The 16,699-nt window shown below is 54.4% G+C and carries 17 protein-coding genes; 9 read left to right on the top strand and 8 right to left on the bottom strand.

Translation table 11 applies throughout. The annotated features are described in order from the left end of the window. Window positions 1-71: 71 nt before the first annotated feature. Window positions 72-716, bottom strand: coding sequence for an oxidoreductase (locus SIC18_RS01250; RefSeq protein ID WP_413429960.1), 645 nt, complete (start codon window positions 714-716; stop codon window positions 72-74). A gap of 780 nt (window positions 717-1,496) precedes the next feature. On the opposite strand from SIC18_RS01250, the gene SIC18_RS01245 reads away from it, so the two are divergent. The 4 genes from SIC18_RS01245 (at window position 1,497) to SIC18_RS01230 (ending at window position 7,220) form a co-directional block, all read left to right on the top strand. After that, the gene (locus tag SIC18_RS01245; protein WP_413429959.1) at window positions 1,497-3,197 is read left to right on the top strand and encodes an iron uptake porin; all 1,701 of its coding nucleotides are present in this window, start codon (window positions 1,497-1,499) and stop codon (window positions 3,195-3,197) included. A gap of 446 nt (window positions 3,198-3,643) precedes the next feature. Beyond that, window positions 3,644-5,314: an iron uptake porin gene (locus SIC18_RS01240; RefSeq protein WP_413429958.1), complete on the top strand. Its 1,671-nt coding sequence runs from the start codon at window positions 3,644-3,646 to the stop codon at window positions 5,312-5,314. A gap of 215 nt (window positions 5,315-5,529) precedes the next feature. Beyond that, on the top strand, window positions 5,530-6,498 hold the full coding sequence (cysK, locus tag SIC18_RS01235) for a cysteine synthase A (protein ID WP_413429957.1): 969 nt from the start codon (window positions 5,530-5,532) through the stop codon (window positions 6,496-6,498). After that, window positions 6,477-7,220: a J domain-containing protein gene (locus SIC18_RS01230; protein WP_413429956.1), complete on the top strand. Its 744-nt coding sequence runs from the start codon at window positions 6,477-6,479 to the stop codon at window positions 7,218-7,220. The genes cysK and SIC18_RS01230 overlap by 22 nt, the downstream gene beginning before the upstream one ends. 79 nt (window positions 7,221-7,299) lie before the next feature. Here the strand turns inward: SIC18_RS01230 and SIC18_RS01225 are convergent, their stop codons facing one another. Then, window positions 7,300-7,557, bottom strand: coding sequence for an NAD(P)H-quinone oxidoreductase subunit O (locus SIC18_RS01225; protein ID WP_048347333.1), 258 nt, complete (start codon window positions 7,555-7,557; stop codon window positions 7,300-7,302). Window positions 7,558-7,612: 55 nt separating this feature from the next. Between SIC18_RS01225 and SIC18_RS01220 the strand changes: the two genes are divergently transcribed. Together SIC18_RS01220 and SIC18_RS01215 are read left to right on the top strand one after the other, a co-directional pair. After that, window positions 7,613-8,866 carry a cation:proton antiporter gene (locus SIC18_RS01220; RefSeq protein ID WP_413429955.1) on the top strand — a complete coding sequence of 418 codons (1,254 nt, stop codon included), beginning with the start codon at window positions 7,613-7,615 and terminating at the stop codon, window positions 8,864-8,866. Window positions 8,867-8,895: 29 nt separating this feature from the next. Continuing rightward, on the top strand, window positions 8,896-9,840 hold the full coding sequence (locus SIC18_RS01215; RefSeq protein ID WP_413429954.1) for a TIGR01777 family oxidoreductase: 945 nt from the start codon (window positions 8,896-8,898) through the stop codon (window positions 9,838-9,840). Here the strand turns inward: SIC18_RS01215 and SIC18_RS01210 are convergent. The 4 genes from SIC18_RS01210 to SIC18_RS01195 are packed head-to-tail and all read right to left on the bottom strand — an operon-like array spanning window position 9,776 to window position 12,128. Continuing rightward, on the bottom strand, window positions 9,776-10,051 hold the full coding sequence (locus SIC18_RS01210; protein WP_413429953.1) for a hypothetical protein: 276 nt from the start codon (window positions 10,049-10,051) through the stop codon (window positions 9,776-9,778). The two genes, SIC18_RS01215 and SIC18_RS01210, sit on opposite strands and share 65 nt — an antisense overlap. Next, complete coding sequence (locus tag SIC18_RS01205; RefSeq protein WP_413429952.1) at window positions 10,052-11,254, bottom strand: lipid-A-disaccharide synthase-related protein; 1,203 nt, start codon at window positions 11,252-11,254, stop codon at window positions 10,052-10,054. Between the two features lies 1 nt (window position 11,255). Beyond that, on the bottom strand, window positions 11,256-11,684 hold the full coding sequence (locus SIC18_RS01200) for a tetratricopeptide repeat protein (RefSeq protein ID WP_250395805.1): 429 nt from the start codon (window positions 11,682-11,684) through the stop codon (window positions 11,256-11,258). A gap of 51 nt (window positions 11,685-11,735) precedes the next feature. Continuing rightward, on the bottom strand, window positions 11,736-12,128 hold the full coding sequence (locus tag SIC18_RS01195) for a HesB/IscA family protein (protein ID WP_048347327.1): 393 nt from the start codon (window positions 12,126-12,128) through the stop codon (window positions 11,736-11,738). A 112-nt stretch (window positions 12,129-12,240) separates the two neighbouring features. On the opposite strand from SIC18_RS01195, the gene zds reads away from it, so the two are divergent. The 3 genes from zds to SIC18_RS01180 are packed head-to-tail and all read left to right on the top strand — an operon-like array spanning window position 12,241 to window position 14,678. Next, a complete protein-coding gene (zds, locus tag SIC18_RS01190; protein WP_413430479.1) occupies window positions 12,241-13,713 on the top strand; it encodes a 9,9'-di-cis-zeta-carotene desaturase in 1,473 nt (490 codons plus the stop codon). 4 nt (window positions 13,714-13,717) lie between these two features. Beyond that, a complete protein-coding gene (locus tag SIC18_RS01185) occupies window positions 13,718-14,173 on the top strand; it encodes an SRPBCC family protein (protein ID WP_250395957.1) in 456 nt (151 codons plus the stop codon). A 1-nt stretch (window position 14,174) separates the two neighbouring features. Continuing rightward, complete coding sequence (locus SIC18_RS01180; RefSeq protein WP_413429951.1) at window positions 14,175-14,678, top strand: hypothetical protein; 504 nt, start codon at window positions 14,175-14,177, stop codon at window positions 14,676-14,678. Here the strand turns inward: SIC18_RS01180 and SIC18_RS01175 are convergent. Next, window positions 14,642-15,466, bottom strand: a complete 825-nt coding sequence (locus tag SIC18_RS01175; protein WP_250395955.1) for a uroporphyrinogen-III synthase — start codon at window positions 15,464-15,466, stop codon at window positions 14,642-14,644. The genes SIC18_RS01180 and SIC18_RS01175 overlap by 37 nt on opposite strands. Then, a complete protein-coding gene (locus tag SIC18_RS01170) occupies window positions 15,463-16,671 on the bottom strand; it encodes a glycosyltransferase (protein WP_413429950.1) in 1,209 nt (402 codons plus the stop codon). The genes SIC18_RS01175 and SIC18_RS01170 overlap by 4 nt, the downstream gene beginning before the upstream one ends. Window positions 16,672-16,699: the final 28 nt, after the last annotated feature.

Here is a 16,699-nt window from a genome sequence, read left to right as displayed (position 1 = left end):
CACGAAAGTGCCTTTTTGATTTTTCTTTGACTCATTGGATGTGTAGATAATTCTATTGGATCAGCGAATGGCTAACGATTTTCATGGCTTGCTGCTTTCCTTATGAATTTTGAGGAGGTGGTCCACCAAAAATAGAACCAGGAAGATATTCCGAGAAATTTCACTCCTTCCTCGAAAATCTGTATTGTTTCGTATTTAACTGGCAGGATGTCGACGAGATCGCGTTGGAACTTGTCGGTTAATACAGAAAAAGCCAATAGAGTTGTGGCAAGGATAAATATTTCTCCCCCGTTTTTGATCAGCTGCTCTCGGAATCTGAAAACAATGAGGAAGGCGAATACTGCGTAAACTACATACAGGAATGTTTGGCCAATGTATCTATCGTGCAATAAGAACATGTCGTCTATGCAGAGTATGAATGAAAACCAGCCCCCGCAAAGCAATAGCTCTTTTAATTTGTGCTGGCTATTTGTTGGTGTGCCGTATGCAGTAAACAGCGCGATCGCAGCTGTTGCGATCCAGAGGAGGTATCCCAAGTTTGAAATCAGACCGATGCCTAGCGCGGAATCACACGTTTGAGCGAGGTCTCTGATCACCAGAATCCCTTTGATTCCTGCCATGGCGCTAAGATTGATGGCCAGTGCGTAGACAATGAGGCTTGGAATGACGGCGACGATGATTGCTTTAAGCAGGTTGTGGCCCTTTGTTCGCGCCATCGGCAGCTTTCATTCGAATGAAGCATTATGCCTCTCAGCCCGATGGCTATCAGTGTGGACTCTTCAACTGCAGTCAATACTTAATAGCAGCTCTCGGTTTGTAGCATTTGGGATTTTCGTTTGTCTGTTGGAGATGTGCGTAGGAGCTGCATCTGGGGTCAGTATTTAGAGGGCTGCCGGATGTTTCCGCTCTTTCTCTGATGGGTTCCTGTTTGAACTCGATTGGTGCTGTGTGCTGAGCCCTTTGCGTCTCTGTTTGGCTCATCAATCAATTCACTGAAGTTCTTGCCTGCTTTTCGTCTTCTTTGTTTGTTAATAGATTGTTTGGGAGAAGTGTCTTGGCTGAAATTTTTTAAGTTGGGGCCTTTCTTTTGCCTCTGTTTCACTCTAAAAGTTTTCCTGGCGCTGATTTGTGGGTGAAAGCCATCGATTCATTCGCGATCGTTTTTGTTGTTGTTTCTCGATGTCTGTCTTCCCTTTGATTGTGTGAATTGTTTTATCGCGGGTATTTTGCTGAAGCTAGAAATGCCAAGCCTGTTTTGTAGCGCAGTGTACCAATTGCTCTTTTGGATTCCCCGAGCATGTCTCTTTGGATGTGTTCGTGTTAATACATAGCTGGAATTTTTGGTATTAAAAGCTACATCGCAGCTCCGTTTTCGTCTGATCGAATACATTCCATCGTCTTTTCTGTCACAGCGCTATTCGGTAAGGGGGAGTGGTTTTAATAATTTTGTATTGACGCAAAACGTCAAGTTCCTCAATTTTTGGTGTGAGGCCGAAATGAAACTTTTCCATCAACTGCTGGTGGCCCCAGCTGCCCTGGGCCTTTTGGCACCAGTGGCTGCAAACGCCACTGAGCTCAATATCAACGGTGTCTCTGACTATGCCGCCACTGGCGAGCAAGTCACCAGCATCACTCAGTTTTCCGACGTTTACCCAACCGACTGGGCTTATCAGGCTCTGAGCAACCTGATCGAGCGCTACGGCTGTGTGGCCGGTTACCCCAACGGCACCTACCGCGGTAACAGGGCGATGACCCGCTTTGAAGCGGCTGCTCTGTTGAACGCCTGTCTCGACCGCGTCACCGAAGTGACCGACGAGCTCAAGCGCCTGATGAAGGAGTTCGAAAAGGAACTCGCCATCCTCAAGGGCCGTGTTGACGGTTTGGAAGCCCGCGTTGGCGAACTGGAAGCCACTCAGTTCTCCACCACCACCAAACTGAAAGGTCAAGCGACCTTCGTGATCGGTGCTAACAGCTTCGGTGGTGACGCAAGGCAGGGTCTTGCTGACGTAGCAGGAATTGTCAATTCCAATGGAATTGTTGGCGAAAAGCGTGCTGATGCAGCTGCGGCACTTTCTGGTGCAACAACCTTCAACTATGACCTGCGTCTGTTCCTAGACACCAGCTTCACCGGTAAGGATTTGCTTCGCACAATGTTGCGTGGTGGCAACTTTGGTGATTCCGCCTATGGCGGAGGCGGCTATGTCGGCCTCGATGCTCTAGAGACAGCCTTTGAAGAAGGTTCACCTAACAACGTTGTGGTGAACCGCCTTTGGTATCAATTCCCAATCGGTAGCAACTTCACTGCAACGATTGGTGGTCGTGTCCGTCAGGACGACATGCTGGCCGTATGGCCTAGTGCTTATCCCTCTGACACTGTTCTCGACTTCTTCACCTACGCAGGTGCACCTCAGACCTACAACCTTCAGCTTGGTGCTGGTGGTGGTTTGAGCTGGGAATCCAACGACTTCAGCATCAGCGCTAACTACGTGAGTGGCAACGGTGGTAACAGCACACCTGGTGTTGCTGATACGAATGCCTTCCTCAGAGATGCAGATGACTGCGGTGGTATCGCCACAGATTGTGCATCTTCGAGCGGAACAGTGCAGATTGCCTATGCTCCTGAAAACTGGGGTTTAGCTGCTGCATATAACTATGCATCAGGTAACAACGGAGCTGGTATTTATTCCGGTAATGGCACCCCTACTGCCAACCTTTTCAGCTCTCTCGGCACTACTAATTCTTTTGGCTTGAGTGCATGGTGGACTCCTGAAGAAGCCGGTTGGATTCCTAGCATCAGTGCTGGTTGGGGTTACAACTCTGTTGACATCTCAAACGCTGATTTCGGCGGTGGTTTCGGCTCAATTGATGGTGCTACATCACAATCTTGGTACGTAGGTCTGCAATGGGCTGATGCCTTCATGAAGGGCAATACCCTTGGTATGGCGGTTGGTCAGCCAACCTTCGTAACAAGTTGGGATAACGACTCCTTCATCAATGACGGAAGTGACTTTGTTGCTGATGGCAACTATGCATGGGAGTGGTGGTATCAGTTCCAAGTCACAGACAACATCTCTGTGACTCCAGCTCTGTACTACTTGAGCCGCCCACTTGGATACGCGACCAACAATCTTGAAGGCGATTCAGACGGCACCTTCAACAACTTTGGTGGACTTGTGAAGACCACCTTCAAGTTCTGATCGGTTAAAAGTTAATCCCTCGTGAGAGGGATTCTCTGCAATTTAGCGATTTAACTTTGAACCCCTTATTTGCAATTGCATGTAAGGGGTTTTTTATTGCTTTGATGTTTCTCCTGTTTGGATGATGAATAGTGATGGATTAGTAGTTGTTGAGTTCTTCGAATGCCTACTCTGCTTTTTGGAAAGGTGTGGAGCTGGTTCAACACCTGCACCAGTGGGACAACTGTCACTCTCGGTTGTTGTGGCTTCGGTGCTCCACAAATTGTCTGAGAAGGGTTGTTAGCGCTGAAAACAAAAGGCTTGAGAAGCGCCTAGGGCCTTGGCTGTTTGATCTGTGCCATTGCCTCATCTGGCATGCGTGTTGTTTGTTTTACGTTGTGGGTGTATCAATTTACACACGACGCCACGCGTCTCGATACCTCAATTTTTTGGTGTGAGGACCGAAAATGAAACTTTTCCATCAACTGCTGGTGGCCCCAGCTGCCCTGGGCCTTTTGGCACCAGTGGCTGCAAACGCCACTGAGCTCAATATCAACGGTGTGTCTGACTATGCCGCCACTGGCGAGCAAGTCACCAGCATCACTCAGTTTTCCGACGTTTACCCAACCGACTGGGCTTATCAGGCTCTGAGCAACCTGATCGAGCGCTACGGCTGTGTGGCCGGTTACCCCAACGGCACCTACCGCGGCAACAGGGCGATGACCCGCTTTGAAGCGGCTGCTCTGTTGAACGCCTGTCTCGACCGCGTCACCGAAGTGACCGACGAGCTCAAGCGCCTGATGAAGGAGTTCGAAAAGGAACTCGCCATCCTCAAGGGCCGTGTTGACGGTTTGGAAGCCCGCGTTGGCGAACTGGAAGCCACTCAGTTCTCCACCACCACCAAGCTGAAAGGTGTTGCCACCTTCGTGATTGGTGCTAACAGCTATGGCGGTAATGCTGACGGTTTCTTCGGAGGCAAGCGTGATGAAGAAGCTGCTGCTCTTTCAGGCGGCACAACGTTTAACTACGACCTGAAGCTTTTCCTCGACACCAGCTTCACCGGTAAGGACTTGCTTCGCACGGTTCTGCGTGCTGGCAACTTCAACGATTCAACCTACGGTGGCAGCGGCTACGTGGGTCTTAACGCCCTGGAAGTTGCATTTGAAGAGCCTTCAGGCGACAACAGCGTTGCAGTTAATCGTCTCTTCTATCAGTTCCCAATCGGTAGCAGCTTCACTGCAACCGTTGGTGGTCGTGTCCGTCAGGACGACATGCTGGCTGTATGGCCAAGTGCTTACCCAGCCGACACCATTCTTGATATCTTCACCTACGCGGGTGCTCCTGCTGCTTACAACCTAGCTTTAGGTGCTGGTGCAGGTTTGAGCTGGGAGTCCAACGACTTCAGTATCAGTGCTAACTACGTGAGCACTAATGGTGGCAACTCCACCCCAGGTGGCCCAGAAGGATTTTTCGGGATAGAAGATTGTAGTAATTCAGGTGGAATTGCCACTGACTGTGCTGGTTCGAGCGGAACTGTTCAGATTGCTTACGCTCCTGAGAATTGGGGCCTTGCAGCTGCTTACAACTACAGCTCTAAGAACCGTTACCAAGGGGACACCTTTGACCTTTCCGGTCAAGGCACACCTCTTTCCAACTTTTTCACCAACAACGGCAACAGCTCTTCTGTTGGTTTGAGTGCCTGGTGGTCTCCTGAGCAACCTGGTTGGATTCCTAGCATCAGCACTGGTTGGGGCTACAACAGCATTACCGATGGTGATGACAATGAATTTTTCCGTTCTGCGACAACTCAGTCCTGGTATGTAGGTCTTCAGTGGGCCGATGCCTTCATGAAGGGCAACACTTTGGGTATGGCCGTTGGTCAGCCCACTTTCGTCACGAACGTTGATTTCCGCAGCGACGTTCCGGGATCTGACTTCGTTGCAGATGGCAATTATGCCTGGGAATTCTGGTATCAGTTCCAAGTTACAGACAACATTTCTGTAACTCCTGCGATCTATTACCTCAGCCGTCCTTATGGTGATCTCACCGATGGTTCTGCCCGAGCCTTCGGTGGAGGCCGTGGCGACGACACCTTCAACAACTTCGGTGGACTTCTGAAGACCACCTTCAAGTTCTGATCGGTTAAAAGTTCATCCCTCGTGAGAGGGATGAACTTTCGTTCTGTCTATTAGTAAGCAACCTCTTGTTATGCAACTGCATGCAAGAGGTTTTTTTATGGTTTGAATTTTCCCTTCTCGTCGTCTTGCTGAATATATGACTATGAATTCCATTTTTGTTGTGATTTCTGTTCTCAGTCTTTGATCTTTTGGGCGTCGTCTGATTGGATAAAAGGATGCCAATTGCATCCGATATCACTGCTCTGGTGGGTCGCACTCCCTTAGTGCGCCTTAACCAGCTCCCTCAGCGAAGCGGTTGTTTGGCTGAATTGGTGGCAAAGCTTGAGAGCTTCAATCCCACAGCTTCCGTTAAAGATCGGATTGCAGGTTCGATGGTTCAGGCCGCTGAAGAGGCCGGCACTATTGCTCCAGAACGAACAGTTCTCATTGAGCCAACAAGTGGAAATACTGGAATCGCCCTAGCCATGGTTGCTGCAGCTCGGGGGTACCGGTTGATTCTCACCATGCCAGACACGATGAGTACCGAGCGTCGCGCCATGCTGAGAGCCTATGGAGCTGAGCTTCAGCTCACCCCAGGGAATGAAGGGATGCAGGGGGCGCTTGATTTAGCCGTAGAGCTCGTTTCAGAGATCCCGCACGCCTATCTCCTGCAACAGTTTGATAACGCTGCCAATCCTGCGGTGCATGCCGCGACGACGGCAGAAGAGATCTGGAGGGATACCGATGGTCAGATCGATGCCCTGGTGGCTGGCGTTGGGACAGGTGGCACGATCACAGGCTGTGCCAGGGTTCTCAAACAGCGCAATCCCGATCTGAAAGTGATTGCGGTCGAACCGGCTGGAAGTCCAGTTTTGGCGGGTGGAGCCCCTGGCCCCCACCGCATTCAGGGCATTGGTGCTGGTTTTGTTCCCTCTGTCTTTGATCAAAGCTTGATTGATGAAATCCTTGGGGTGAGTGATCAGGAAGCGATGGACGTGGGGCGCCGTTTGGCCCGGGAAGAAGGCCTGCTCTCTGGGGTCAGTAGTGGAGCCGCTGTCGCTGCGGCTCTCCGTCTTGGCCAAAGGCCTGAGATGGCAGGGAAAAGGATCGTTGTGATTCTCGCCAGCTTCGGTGAGCGCTATCTGTCCACACCCATGTTCAGTGCATCGGCTGCTACACCGGCGTGGCGGGATGGTCAGCTTTGAGCCACTCCCCCCATCTTCAAGCCAATGGTGATGATCCGTATGTTGTGCTCGGAGTAAGCCGCAGCGCGACTGCCGTGGAAATCAAGGCGGCGTATCGCCAACTTGTGAAGAGGCATCACCCTGATGCCGGTGGGGATGCTGAACGAATCCTTGCGTTGAATGCGGCCTGGGAGTTGCTTGGCGATCGCGACCGACGGCGCGCTTTCGACCAGCAAGTGTCCCCTAGGGCTGGAGAGAGAGAGGAAGCACGCCGCCGTGGTGTCAGAAATGCTCGCGCGACTCAGGCTGCCCGCCATGCTTCTGGACATGCTGCCGCGGAAGATGATGCTTTAGCGAATTGGTTGAAGAAGGTGTACACACCGATTGATCGCATGCTTGGACAGGTGATCAATCCCTTTGCTGCCCAATTGCGTGAGCTTTCGGCGGATCCTTATGACGACACGTTGATGGACGGCTTTTGCCTTTACTTGGAGCAAAGTCGTAGCAAGCTGGACAAGGTGAAAGATCTCTTCCAATCCACTCCAACTCCCTCATCGGCAAAAGGATTCGGGCTGAGTCTTTATCACTGTCTGTCGGAGGTGGAAGATGCGATTGGCGAATTAGAGAGATACACGATGGGATATGTCGACGGCTACCTCCATGATGGTCGCGAGATGTTGCGAGAAGCCAGGCAAAGGCGCAAGCGTCTTCAGGAGGAACGTCGTCGATTGGAAATTCGTTGATGAGAGTTGGTGAGGGTTGCCGGATGAAGGAAGGGCACTGTTGACACGCAGAACACGCGCTTCAAAATTTCCTCAAAACTCAGCTGAAGACCTCTAATTGAGAGAGTTTGAGCCAAACATCTGGAACGGGACGCCTCCAGCGCACTTGGCCGTACTCCCCTTTCACCAAAAGAAGCTCACCCGGTCCCTCGAAAATGTACTCAGGTGGTCGGGGATCACTGGCTGATGCCTCTACGCTTCCCAGATACGACGTGCGGTTGACGCGAACTAAGGCCCCCTTTTTGAGCGTCACCGCTGGTTTGGCGGTTGGGGTTGGGTCAGCGGAGGGTTCAGCCATGAAGAGACGATCAATCGAAACCAGGCTAAAACCTTCTTACCAACAAGGCTGATGTTTGTCCCACCCTCTTGCCTTGTATCTAGTGGCCTTTGGTGGGCTGCTGCTCGTTTCAGTCCTTCTTGACGATGTGGCCGCCCGTATCAGGGTCCCCGGCATTCTCATGGTGCTGCTTTTGGGCCTGCTGATTGAAAACCACGTTGGTGTTGTGGGAGACCAGCAAATTACTTTGCTAAGTCTTAATCAAGCGCAGCAGATCAGTCAGGCCGCTTTGGTGCTTGTGCTTTTTTTTGGCGGTCTCACCACCAACTGGGCTGCGGTGCGCGGTGTGATCAAGCCTGCTGCGCGTTTGGCCACGGTTGGAGTGGTGATCACAGCGGCCTTGATTGGATGGGCTGGATACGGACTGAGTGCAGCTAGTGGGGTTGGAACGAATCCAGCAATGCTGCCGCGAGTTCTATTTGTTGGCGCCATGGTCGCCAGTACGGATGCCTCTGCTGTATTGGTTCTGCTCCGCCCCTTAGCCGGGCGCTTGCCAAAGCGATTGATCGACTTGATCGAGTGTGAGTCGGGCTTCAACGACCCCATGGCTGTTGTTCTGGCTGGATTGGCGTTGGCTTTGGCCGGTGGTGATGGTGTTGGCACCGAGGCCTTGGTCACCGATGTTGTTCGCCAGTTTGTGCTTGGAATCTTGTTGGGTTTTATTGGCGGCACCCTCACCCTGCAGCTTCTAGGAACCCGGCTAACCCTCAACCATGCCGCCATGCTCCCTGTCGTGAGCTTGGCGTTGCTGATGGTGTTAACCGGTGGAACGTTATTGCTGGGTGGGAGCCCACTTTTGGCGGCCTACGTGGCGGGCTTAGTGCTTGGTAATGGCTCAAACCTAGATCGAAAGGCGCTTGCTGAGGCCCATTCCAGTTACGCAAAAATGGCTGAGCTTTTGCTGTTCTTGTGCATGGGGCTTGTGGTAGCCCCGCAGGATGTGGTTCGGGCTGCTGGCTGGGCTTTCGTTTTATTCCTGCTGATGCAGGCGGTGAGATTTTTGATGGTGAATGCCCTGCTTTGGCGCACCACATTCACCAGGAATGAACGGATCTTCGTGAGTTGTGCGGGATTGCGTGGAGCGGTTCCAATCGCAATGGCCATTGATGCCTGGTCGTCTGGCGTTCCTTGGGGGGCATCGATGCCCCCTCTTGCTCTTGCTGTCGTGCTGTTCGGCCTGTTCATTCAGGGGTTTGCCCTCGTTCCCTTGGCTGAACGCATGAATCTCATACTTCCTTCTCATCAACATGATCCTGACGCTGCTGCCTAACCTCTCGAAGCAGACAAGATGGAGACTCCATGCGCCTTTTGCTGATCGGATGCACCGGACTTGTCGGACGTGCATTGGTTCCCATGCTTCAAACCGCTGGGCACGATCTCACCATCGTCAGTCGCCGGTCAGCTCCTGCCGGACTTCCTGCCAGTTGTCTCGCAGGCCTCTCTTGGGTGCAGTGCAACCCAGCCGATTCGATCAGTTGGGCGCCATCTAGCCCTCTACAGCAGGCCTTGGCGCAAGCGCAAGGGGTTGTGAATTTGGCGGGCGAACCGATTGCCGAGAAGCGATGGACTGCAGCACATCTTCAACTGCTGGAAGACAGTCGCCTTCAGACCACACGTCAGCTTGTGAATGCGATGGCGGATTTGGCCCAGCCTCCTGGCGTGTTGATTAATGCATCTGCTGTTGGGTATTACGGAACCAGTGCAGATCAGTGTTTTGAAGAATCGAGCCCTTCTGGTAGCGATGTGCTGGCTGGTCTTTGTCAACGCTGGGAAGCGGTAGCGGCGGACAAGCCTGATGCCACTCGCTTGGTGGTGTTGCGCATTGGGATCGTGCTGGCGGCCGATGGTGGCGCGCTCGGCAAAATGCTGCCGATCTTTCGGATCGGTTTCGGTGGACCGATTGGTACAGGTCGTCAGTGGATGAGTTGGATTGAGCGCAGCGATCTCTGTCGGATGATCCTTGCCGCTGTGGAGAACGACGGTTGGACGGGGGCTGTGAATGCCGTCGCTCCAACACCGGTCACGATGGCCACGTTCTCGGCCTGTTTGGGCCGTTGCTTGGGGCGTCCCAGCCTGCTGCCCGTCCCCGCCCCACTCTTGAAAGTGTTGCTTGGCGATGGAGCAAAGGTGGTGCTGGAAGGACAGCGGGTCCAGTCAACGCGTCAAGCAGTGCTGGATTTCAATTGTCATTATTCTGAGTTACCTGCTGCATTCGACGCTGCCACCAGCTCCACAGGCCGTTGATCAGCGCGGCTGCCATCAGTAATCCAATCGCTGGGGTGAAGAGGGGATCCCAGAGCCGCTGAAATTGCTGCATGGGCGCTTTGAGGCCTTGCCCGTCAGCGATGACGGCCACCGCAAACCAAACCGCACCCCCCAACACCAGAAACACATCCAGAACAAGCAGACGATCCAGCCAGCGTTTCCATGGGGGTTCAAGGTTGTTTGACGTCATCTAGTTTTTTTGCAGTAGCCCACTGATCAAGTCAGCCATTTTCCTACCTCCACCTTGGGGACCTAACCGTTGCATCGCTTGCTCCCGACAATCACGACGAAGGTCTGGGTCATTCACGCTTCGTTCCAGCAGCTCGATGGCCAGTTTGGCTGTTGCTTGGAGAAGCTCGTCTCCTTCACAAGGGGAGGCAGCACAAAAAACGGTTGGACCCAGCAACCGTCGCTGGGCTTCCGCGAAGCCAGCGGTGAATTGGGGGCCTTGACCAGGGAGTTGCAGCACGGGCTTGGCCAAGCCCACGGCTTGCTCCGCAGCTGTGCCGGCCATACAAAGCAAGAGGTCTGAACAGAGAAGCACAGATGTGAAACCCTGCCGTCGCACCTGAATCTGCCGACCGCCCTTCTCTAACCGTGCTGGGCAGGTGTCTTGACCCAGAACAAGAGTCCAGCCATGGGATTGCGCAATGTTGCTCAAGTGGTCATCTCCCAGGGCTCCAACGAGTGCCAGGTCGATCTCAAGGTCCCCACGGCCGTATTGCGAGATCGGGATTTGCTCGATCACGCCCAGAAGCAGCACCAAATTGTGTTCAAGTTCTGGTCGACGGCTGCCAGGCAAGAGTCCAAGGCGTCTTTTGGCGTAGGGCAGCAGATTGCTATGGCACAAAACAGAATCCATAAAAGGATTGCCCACGAATTCCACTTCCCGCTTCAGCTGTTCGCTGAGATCCACTGCGGTGAGGGCATCTCGACTGAACACCGCTTTGAACCTCGGAGACTTGAGGCAGTTTCCGCAGGGCCATGGAAGTCGCAGTTTTCCCTCGTAGTGACTGGAGTACGCCACTAGATACGTTGCAACTGGCCGGTGGCAGAGCCATGCCGCCATCACGGGGATCACATCCCCGATCACTACCACTAAGTCATAACGGCCGGCGATGCGCATCAGCCGTAGAAGCCGCCTTAGGAGATAGATCACCTGACCCTGGATCAGCTCCGTGAGACGCCCGCGAAACGTTGTGTAGCCAAGCCCACCCGTACTGAATTCGCGCGTGCGACCGACGAGCGGGATCGTTGCTTCGCCATAGGGATTTCCGCGACCGACCAGCGGCAGCGCTTCCACATCGTGCCCTTGTGCTTTTAACGCTTGTCCAAGCAGAGCGCCCGAAAGGTCTTCGCCATGACCATTGCTTAGAAGCAGCAGCCGAGCCACCTCAGAGCTCCAACCAACTCTTCACTTTGAGAAGTGCGGGCCAGTCCGGTCGACGTTTAAAGCCATCGTTGATGGACTCTCTCAGCTCGTCTCCCATCTCGGGAGCGACAGCTAAGACCTGCTGCACGACAGCAATTTGATCACGTACTCCCTTGGCTTTGGTTTCAAGCATGGCCAGAGTCAGATTGATCCTTGCCTGAGGATCCTGGCTGTTGAGCTTCACCGCCAATCGAGCAGAACGCAACGCATCGTCTGGCTTATCGCAGAGCAAGAGAAGCCAAGCCAAGCAAGTCCATCCTGATGATTGACGGGGTGCGGCGTCAGTGATTGCGACAAAATCATCGATCAACTCTGCCGCCGGTGCTCCAGCTTGGTAACGGGCCATGGCCTGCTCGAACAGGCTGGATTCCTGAGATTCCTGGGACTCCATCGCTGATTCTGATTCTCTGGAAATTGTCAACAGATTCCCACGCGGTGTGGCTTAGACCGCAAAGGAACTCCCGCATCCACAGGTTTGGGTGGCATTGGGGTTGGTGAAGTTGAAGCCACCCCCAATGAGGGCAGTGCTGAAATCCAGCTGCATGCCGTAAATGTAAAGGAGACTTTTGGGGTCACAGACCACCCGAAACGCATCTCCCGAGGGGGCGGCGTAGTCATAAACCTCATCACCTTCCTCGATCTCCGAGGCGGGCACAAAATCCATGGTGTAGCTCATTCCGCTGCAACCTCCAGACCGCACGCCAACACGAAGGATTTGCTCATCGCCTTGCTCTCTGCAGAGCTTCGAGAGTTGAAGCATTGCTGGATCCGTGATCTGAATGCCTTTTCCACCTTTGGCTGTGTGGGTCGCAGTACTGGGGGTGGAGGTGGTCATGGGTCAAGAGTCCAGCTGGCCTTAATCACTGTATTGAACCCACGCGTCTTGTGCTTAAAGCAGTTAAGGCGTTCGTATTCATAGAGTTGTTGAATTCTTGGTTGAAGCGCTGGTGCAGGTCGCGATTGTGGGCTCAGGACTGGCCGGCCTAGCCGCTGCCGTCGACCTTGTGGATGCAGGTCACAAAGTTGACCTCTATGAGGCGCGTCCGTTCATGGGCGGCAAAGTCGGTAGCTGGGTAGACGAAAACGACAATCACATCGAGATGGGATTGCACGTGTTCTTTTTCAATTACGCCAACCTCTTTGCTCTGATGCGCAAGGTGGGCGCGATTGATAATTTGCTGCCAAAAGATCACACGCATTTGTTTGTCAATAGCGGAGGTGATCTGCGGGAACTTGATTTCCGTTTCCCAGTCGGTGCTCCGTTTAATGGTCTCAAGGCTTTTTTTACAACTCCGCAGCTCACCTGGATCGATAAGTTGCGCAATGCGATGGCCTTAGGCACCAGCCCAATTGTGCGAGGTCTCGTTGATTACGAAGGCGCGATGCGCACGATTCGTGCGTTGGATTCAGTGAGTTTTCAAACCTGGTTTGTCAGCCATGGCGGCAGCCTGGAGAGCATTCGCAGAATGTGGAATCCGATCGCTTACGCCTTGGGATTCATCGATTGCGAAGCCATTTCTGCGCGATGCATGTTGACCATTTTCATGATGTTTGCCTCCAAGACTGAGGCCTCAAAACTCAATTTGCTGAAGGGGTCACCACATCGATGGCTCACTGGGCCGATTTTGAATTACATCCAGGAACGCGGTGCCACCTTGCATCTCCGCCACCGTGTGAAGGAGGTGCATTACGAGGAAGGAGAGGCCCCCAAGGTGACATCCTTAACCTTGAGCACCCCCGAGGGTGAGAGCAATGTTCAGGCTGATGTGTACCTGGCAGCCTGTGATGTTCCTGGGATTCAGCGCCTTCTCCCCGATGCATGGCGTAAGCACGAGCAATTCGATGCCATTCATCGCTTAGAAGCTGTGCCGGTAGCCACGGTGCAGCTTCGTTACGACGGATGGGTGACGGAACTGGCTCAAGGAGACGTCTCCGACGCGCGTCGGAAGGACCTGTCCAATCCGACTGGTTTAAATAATTTGCTTTACACCGCTGACGCAGACTTCAGTTGTTTCGCTGATTTGGCATTGGCCAGTCCAGAGGACTACCGAAAACCAGGGGAAGGATCGTTGTTGCAGTGCGTTCTGACCCCTGGAGACCCCTGGATTCCAAAATCGGTTTCTGACATCGTTGCTCACACCGATGCGCAGGTGCGCAAACTGTTCCCATCGGCTCAGGATTTGAACCTCACCTGGAGCAATGTTGTGAAGTTGGCCCAATCTCTGTACCGAGAAGCACCTGGAATGGAGCCGTATCGGCCTGATCAACGCACACCAGTCAGCAATTTTTTCCTGGCCGGGAGTTATACCCGACAGGATTACATCGATTCGATGGAGGGAGCCACGATGAGTGGTCATCTTGCAGCGGCAGCCATTCTTGGAATGCCGGCGAAGCTGGCCACCAACAACGCGGTGGCCTGAACCGATGGGACGTTGGCTCGACCACACGGTCATCACCGAAGTTCAAGCCCCTGTCGATCGGGTTTGGACTGTTTGGAGTGATTTCGAAGCGATGCCTCGCTGGATGCGCTGGATCGAATCGGTCAAGACCCGTGAGGATCCTGACCTAACGGATTGGACTTTGGCGGCTCAAGGTTTCCGTTTTCAATGGAAAGCGCGCATTACGAGCCGCATTGATCAGCAGCAATTGCAGTGGGAATCGGTGGGGGGACTCCCGACTAAAGGTGCCGTTCGTTTTTATCAAGAGCAGCCCGAGATCACCGCTGTGAAGTTGAGCGTGAGCTACGAACTTCCCGGAGTCTTGGCACCGCTGATGGAACCGACCATCCTGGGAGGAATTGTCACCAAGGAGCTCCAGGCGAACCTTGATCGTTTTAGGGATTTGGTTGAAAGCGGTTACACACCAAGGACGGAGCATTGAGTTGGGGCCAGCTTCGAGCTTTGCTCTCTCAGCGCTGATGCTTGGGGCGTTGATTGGTGGATGTTCCGCTGATCCAACGGGTGGAACCCCATCGAGTCGTGTCAACGAACCTCCCTTGGTGTCGCCTGAGGCGACGGTCATGTCCTCACCACCTGCAACGGCTTTAACCGTTTTGCCGAGTGTTGCTGAAGTTCTCGTTTCCGTTCCAGAAGGTCGCACCGATCCCTTCGCACCCTTTCCGCAACGGATCTCTGATCCCCAGCCCGGCACCTCGGGAGACACGGGTTTGACGGTTCTCGGTGTGCTCTCTGTGGCGGATCAGTTGCGTGCACTGATTAGTACGACTGAGGGATCGGGAGTCGTCTGTCTGGGGGCAGGTGGCCGTTGCCCTGGAGAGGCTCAGCAGCTTTTCCCCATGGACGTTGAGGTCCAATCCATCGATATCCGCACGGGCTGCCTCACCCTGCTTCAGTCCGGGCGGTCGCAGCGGGTCTGCATCACCTGAAGGCAGGCCTGGGTCAAACCATCGAGGTCGTGGGGGTTGGCTTCCTGGTCGACCCGTCCGAATTGTTCAAGACAACGCTGGCTGGTCTGGGGCCCAATCGACACCAGTGCTACGGAGCTGATGGCACGGGCTGCTGTCTCAGAGCCCAAGGTTTGCTCCAGCAGTGCAGCCGTATGGAGGACTGTTTTCCCACTGCTGAATGTGATCGCATCCACCTCACCTGAAGCCAACGCCTTGGCCGTTGTTTCTGGCATGTCGGCTGGACAGCGGGATTCGTAGGCAGGCACCTCTACCACCCTGGCGCCCGCCTCCCCAAAGGCTTCGGCGAGCAGCGTGCGGCCTCCGCTTTGCACTCGTGGGAGCAGGAGTCTGAGTCCCCAACCTGAAACAGGGAAGTGTTCGATCAGACTGTCTGCCACGAAGTCAGGTGGTACAAAATCAGCGGGTGCCCCCAGATGGTCCAGAAGCCGTGCCGTCTTGCGTCCTACAGCGGCAATTCGAAGCCCAGCAGGTCTTCTGCCCAGGCTGCTGCCTTGGAGCCGCAGACGTTCATCCACGGCTTGCACGCCATTGGCGCTGGAGAAGACCACCCAGTGAAACTCATCCAATTCGGCAAGGGCATCATCCAGAGGACCCCATTCATCGGGAGGACCGATTTCTAAAGCCGGCAGGTCGAGGACCTTCGCACCCTGTTGTTCCAACAGGGTGCGGGCTTCCCCTAGCTGTTCACGGGCCCTCGTGACGACGATGGTGCGCCCCTGCAGGCCTGGATTGCTTTCAGAAATCATGCATTCACCTCGTCAAGTTTCACCAGTCCGCCCACCTGATCTTGCAGGGCTCTTGCCTGGTCGCCTTTCCCCTGGCTGTTGAGTAGGGCGATCGCCTCACGAAACGATCCTCTTGCTCCGTCGATGTCTCCACCGACGAGCCTCGCAACCGCAAGGTTCTGGTGGCATTCGGCATGGCTAGGTTCCAAGCTGAGCGCTCGTTCATAGGACTGCAGTGCATCCTTGATCGCACCCTTGCGGCGTTGCATGAGCCCCAGGTTGTACCAGGCAAGGGCCACTTCTGGTGCACGCTGGCACGCGATGGTGGTCAGTTGGATGGCCTCATCGATCTTGTTGGTTTGGAGCAGCAGGGCGGCCAAATTCAACCTGGCGCCAAGGCCAAGGCGGACGTCCAGAGCTTGCGCTAAGGCTTGTTTGTAGAACTCGATGGCCTGGTCGGTGTTCTCTGAGCTCAAGGCGATGCCCAGATGCAGCAACAGCTCGTAGCGCTCTGCAGCGTGTTTATCACCCTCGCCAAGGTTGGCAAGCCCTTCGCGCAACAGGGCGATGCCTTGAACCCGATCCCCATCTGCGACCTCGAGGGCCCCGAGCTTGGCGCAGGCGTAGGGATGTCCTGGCTCTTGTTCCAGCCATTCCTGCATGGACCGGCGGAGACGGTCTGCTTTATCCGTTCCCTGCAGTTGTTCCGGCCGGTAACCGTCGTGAAGCAGGGCAGGCTCTGGGCAGTCGGCGATGCGCCAGTGGGGTTCGTCCCGGAGAAGTTCGCGCACGCTGTCATCCACCATCGAGTGATACGGGCGGCTCCAGCGAATGCGGGGGTGGCGGCGAAATAGGCGACTCACGCTGGAGTAGGGCGCCATCGCAGCACCCTGCTCATGGCGCAGCAGGTTGATGACCAGCACATCCGGTTGGGCCATGAGCGCCTTGAGAGCAGGGATGGCTTCTGCCCTCAGGCATTCATCCGCATCAAGCACGAGCACCCAGTCGCCTTTCACAAAGTCAAGGGCGACATTCCGGGCTGGAGCGAAATCGCCTGGCCAAGGCAAGTGTTCGACCCTTGCACCTGCCGCTTTTGCAATCGCAATGGTGTTGTCGGTAGAGCCTGTGTCAACGATGACCATTTCGTCGGCAAAGGCCTTCACGGAGTCCAGGCAGGCCCCAAGCCGCTCCTGTTCGTTGCGCACGATCATTGAGAGGCTGAGCATGGTCTTGGGCACAACTGGGGCAGAGGCT

Source organism: Synechococcus sp. Cu2B8-bc1011, assembly GCF_047302735.1.
GTDB lineage: Bacteria > Cyanobacteriota > Cyanobacteriia > PCC-6307 > Cyanobiaceae > Synechococcus_C.
Note: the sequence above shows the minus strand (reverse complement) of the source record. Positions and strands in the feature narration are given on the sequence as shown.

Bases quoted from the DNA above. Each gene is read 5' to 3' on its own strand.
- SIC18_RS01245 (WP_413429959.1), top strand. From the start codon at position 1,497: ATGAAACTTTTCCATCAACTGCTGGTGGCCCCAGCTGCCCTGGGCCTT.
- SIC18_RS01240 (WP_413429958.1), top strand. From the start codon at position 3,644: ATGAAACTTTTCCATCAACTGCTGGTGGCCCCAGCTGCCCTGGGCCTT.
- SIC18_RS01250 (WP_413429960.1), bottom strand. From the start codon at position 716: ATGGCGCGAACAAAGGGCCACAACCTGCTTAAAGCAATCATCGTCGCC.
- cysK (WP_413429957.1), top strand. From the start codon at position 5,530: ATGCCAATTGCATCCGATATCACTGCTCTGGTGGGTCGCACTCCCTTA.
- SIC18_RS01185 (WP_250395957.1), top strand. From the start codon at position 13,718: ATGGGACGTTGGCTCGACCACACGGTCATCACCGAAGTTCAAGCCCCT.
- SIC18_RS01195 (WP_048347327.1), bottom strand. From the start codon at position 12,128: ATGACCACCTCCACCCCCAGTACTGCGACCCACACAGCCAAAGGTGGA.
- SIC18_RS01175 (WP_250395955.1), bottom strand. From the start codon at position 15,466: ATGATTTCTGAAAGCAATCCAGGCCTGCAGGGGCGCACCATCGTCGTC.
- SIC18_RS01200 (WP_250395805.1), bottom strand. From the start codon at position 11,684: ATGGAGTCCCAGGAATCTCAGGAATCCAGCCTGTTCGAGCAGGCCATG.
- SIC18_RS01210 (WP_413429953.1), bottom strand. From the start codon at position 10,051: ATGACGTCAAACAACCTTGAACCCCCATGGAAACGCTGGCTGGATCGT.
- SIC18_RS01170 (WP_413429950.1), bottom strand. From the start codon at position 16,671: ATGCTCAGCCTCTCAATGATCGTGCGCAACGAACAGGAGCGGCTTGGG.
- SIC18_RS01215 (WP_413429954.1), top strand. From the start codon at position 8,896: ATGCGCCTTTTGCTGATCGGATGCACCGGACTTGTCGGACGTGCATTG.
- SIC18_RS01225 (WP_048347333.1), bottom strand. From the start codon at position 7,557: ATGGCTGAACCCTCCGCTGACCCAACCCCAACCGCCAAACCAGCGGTG.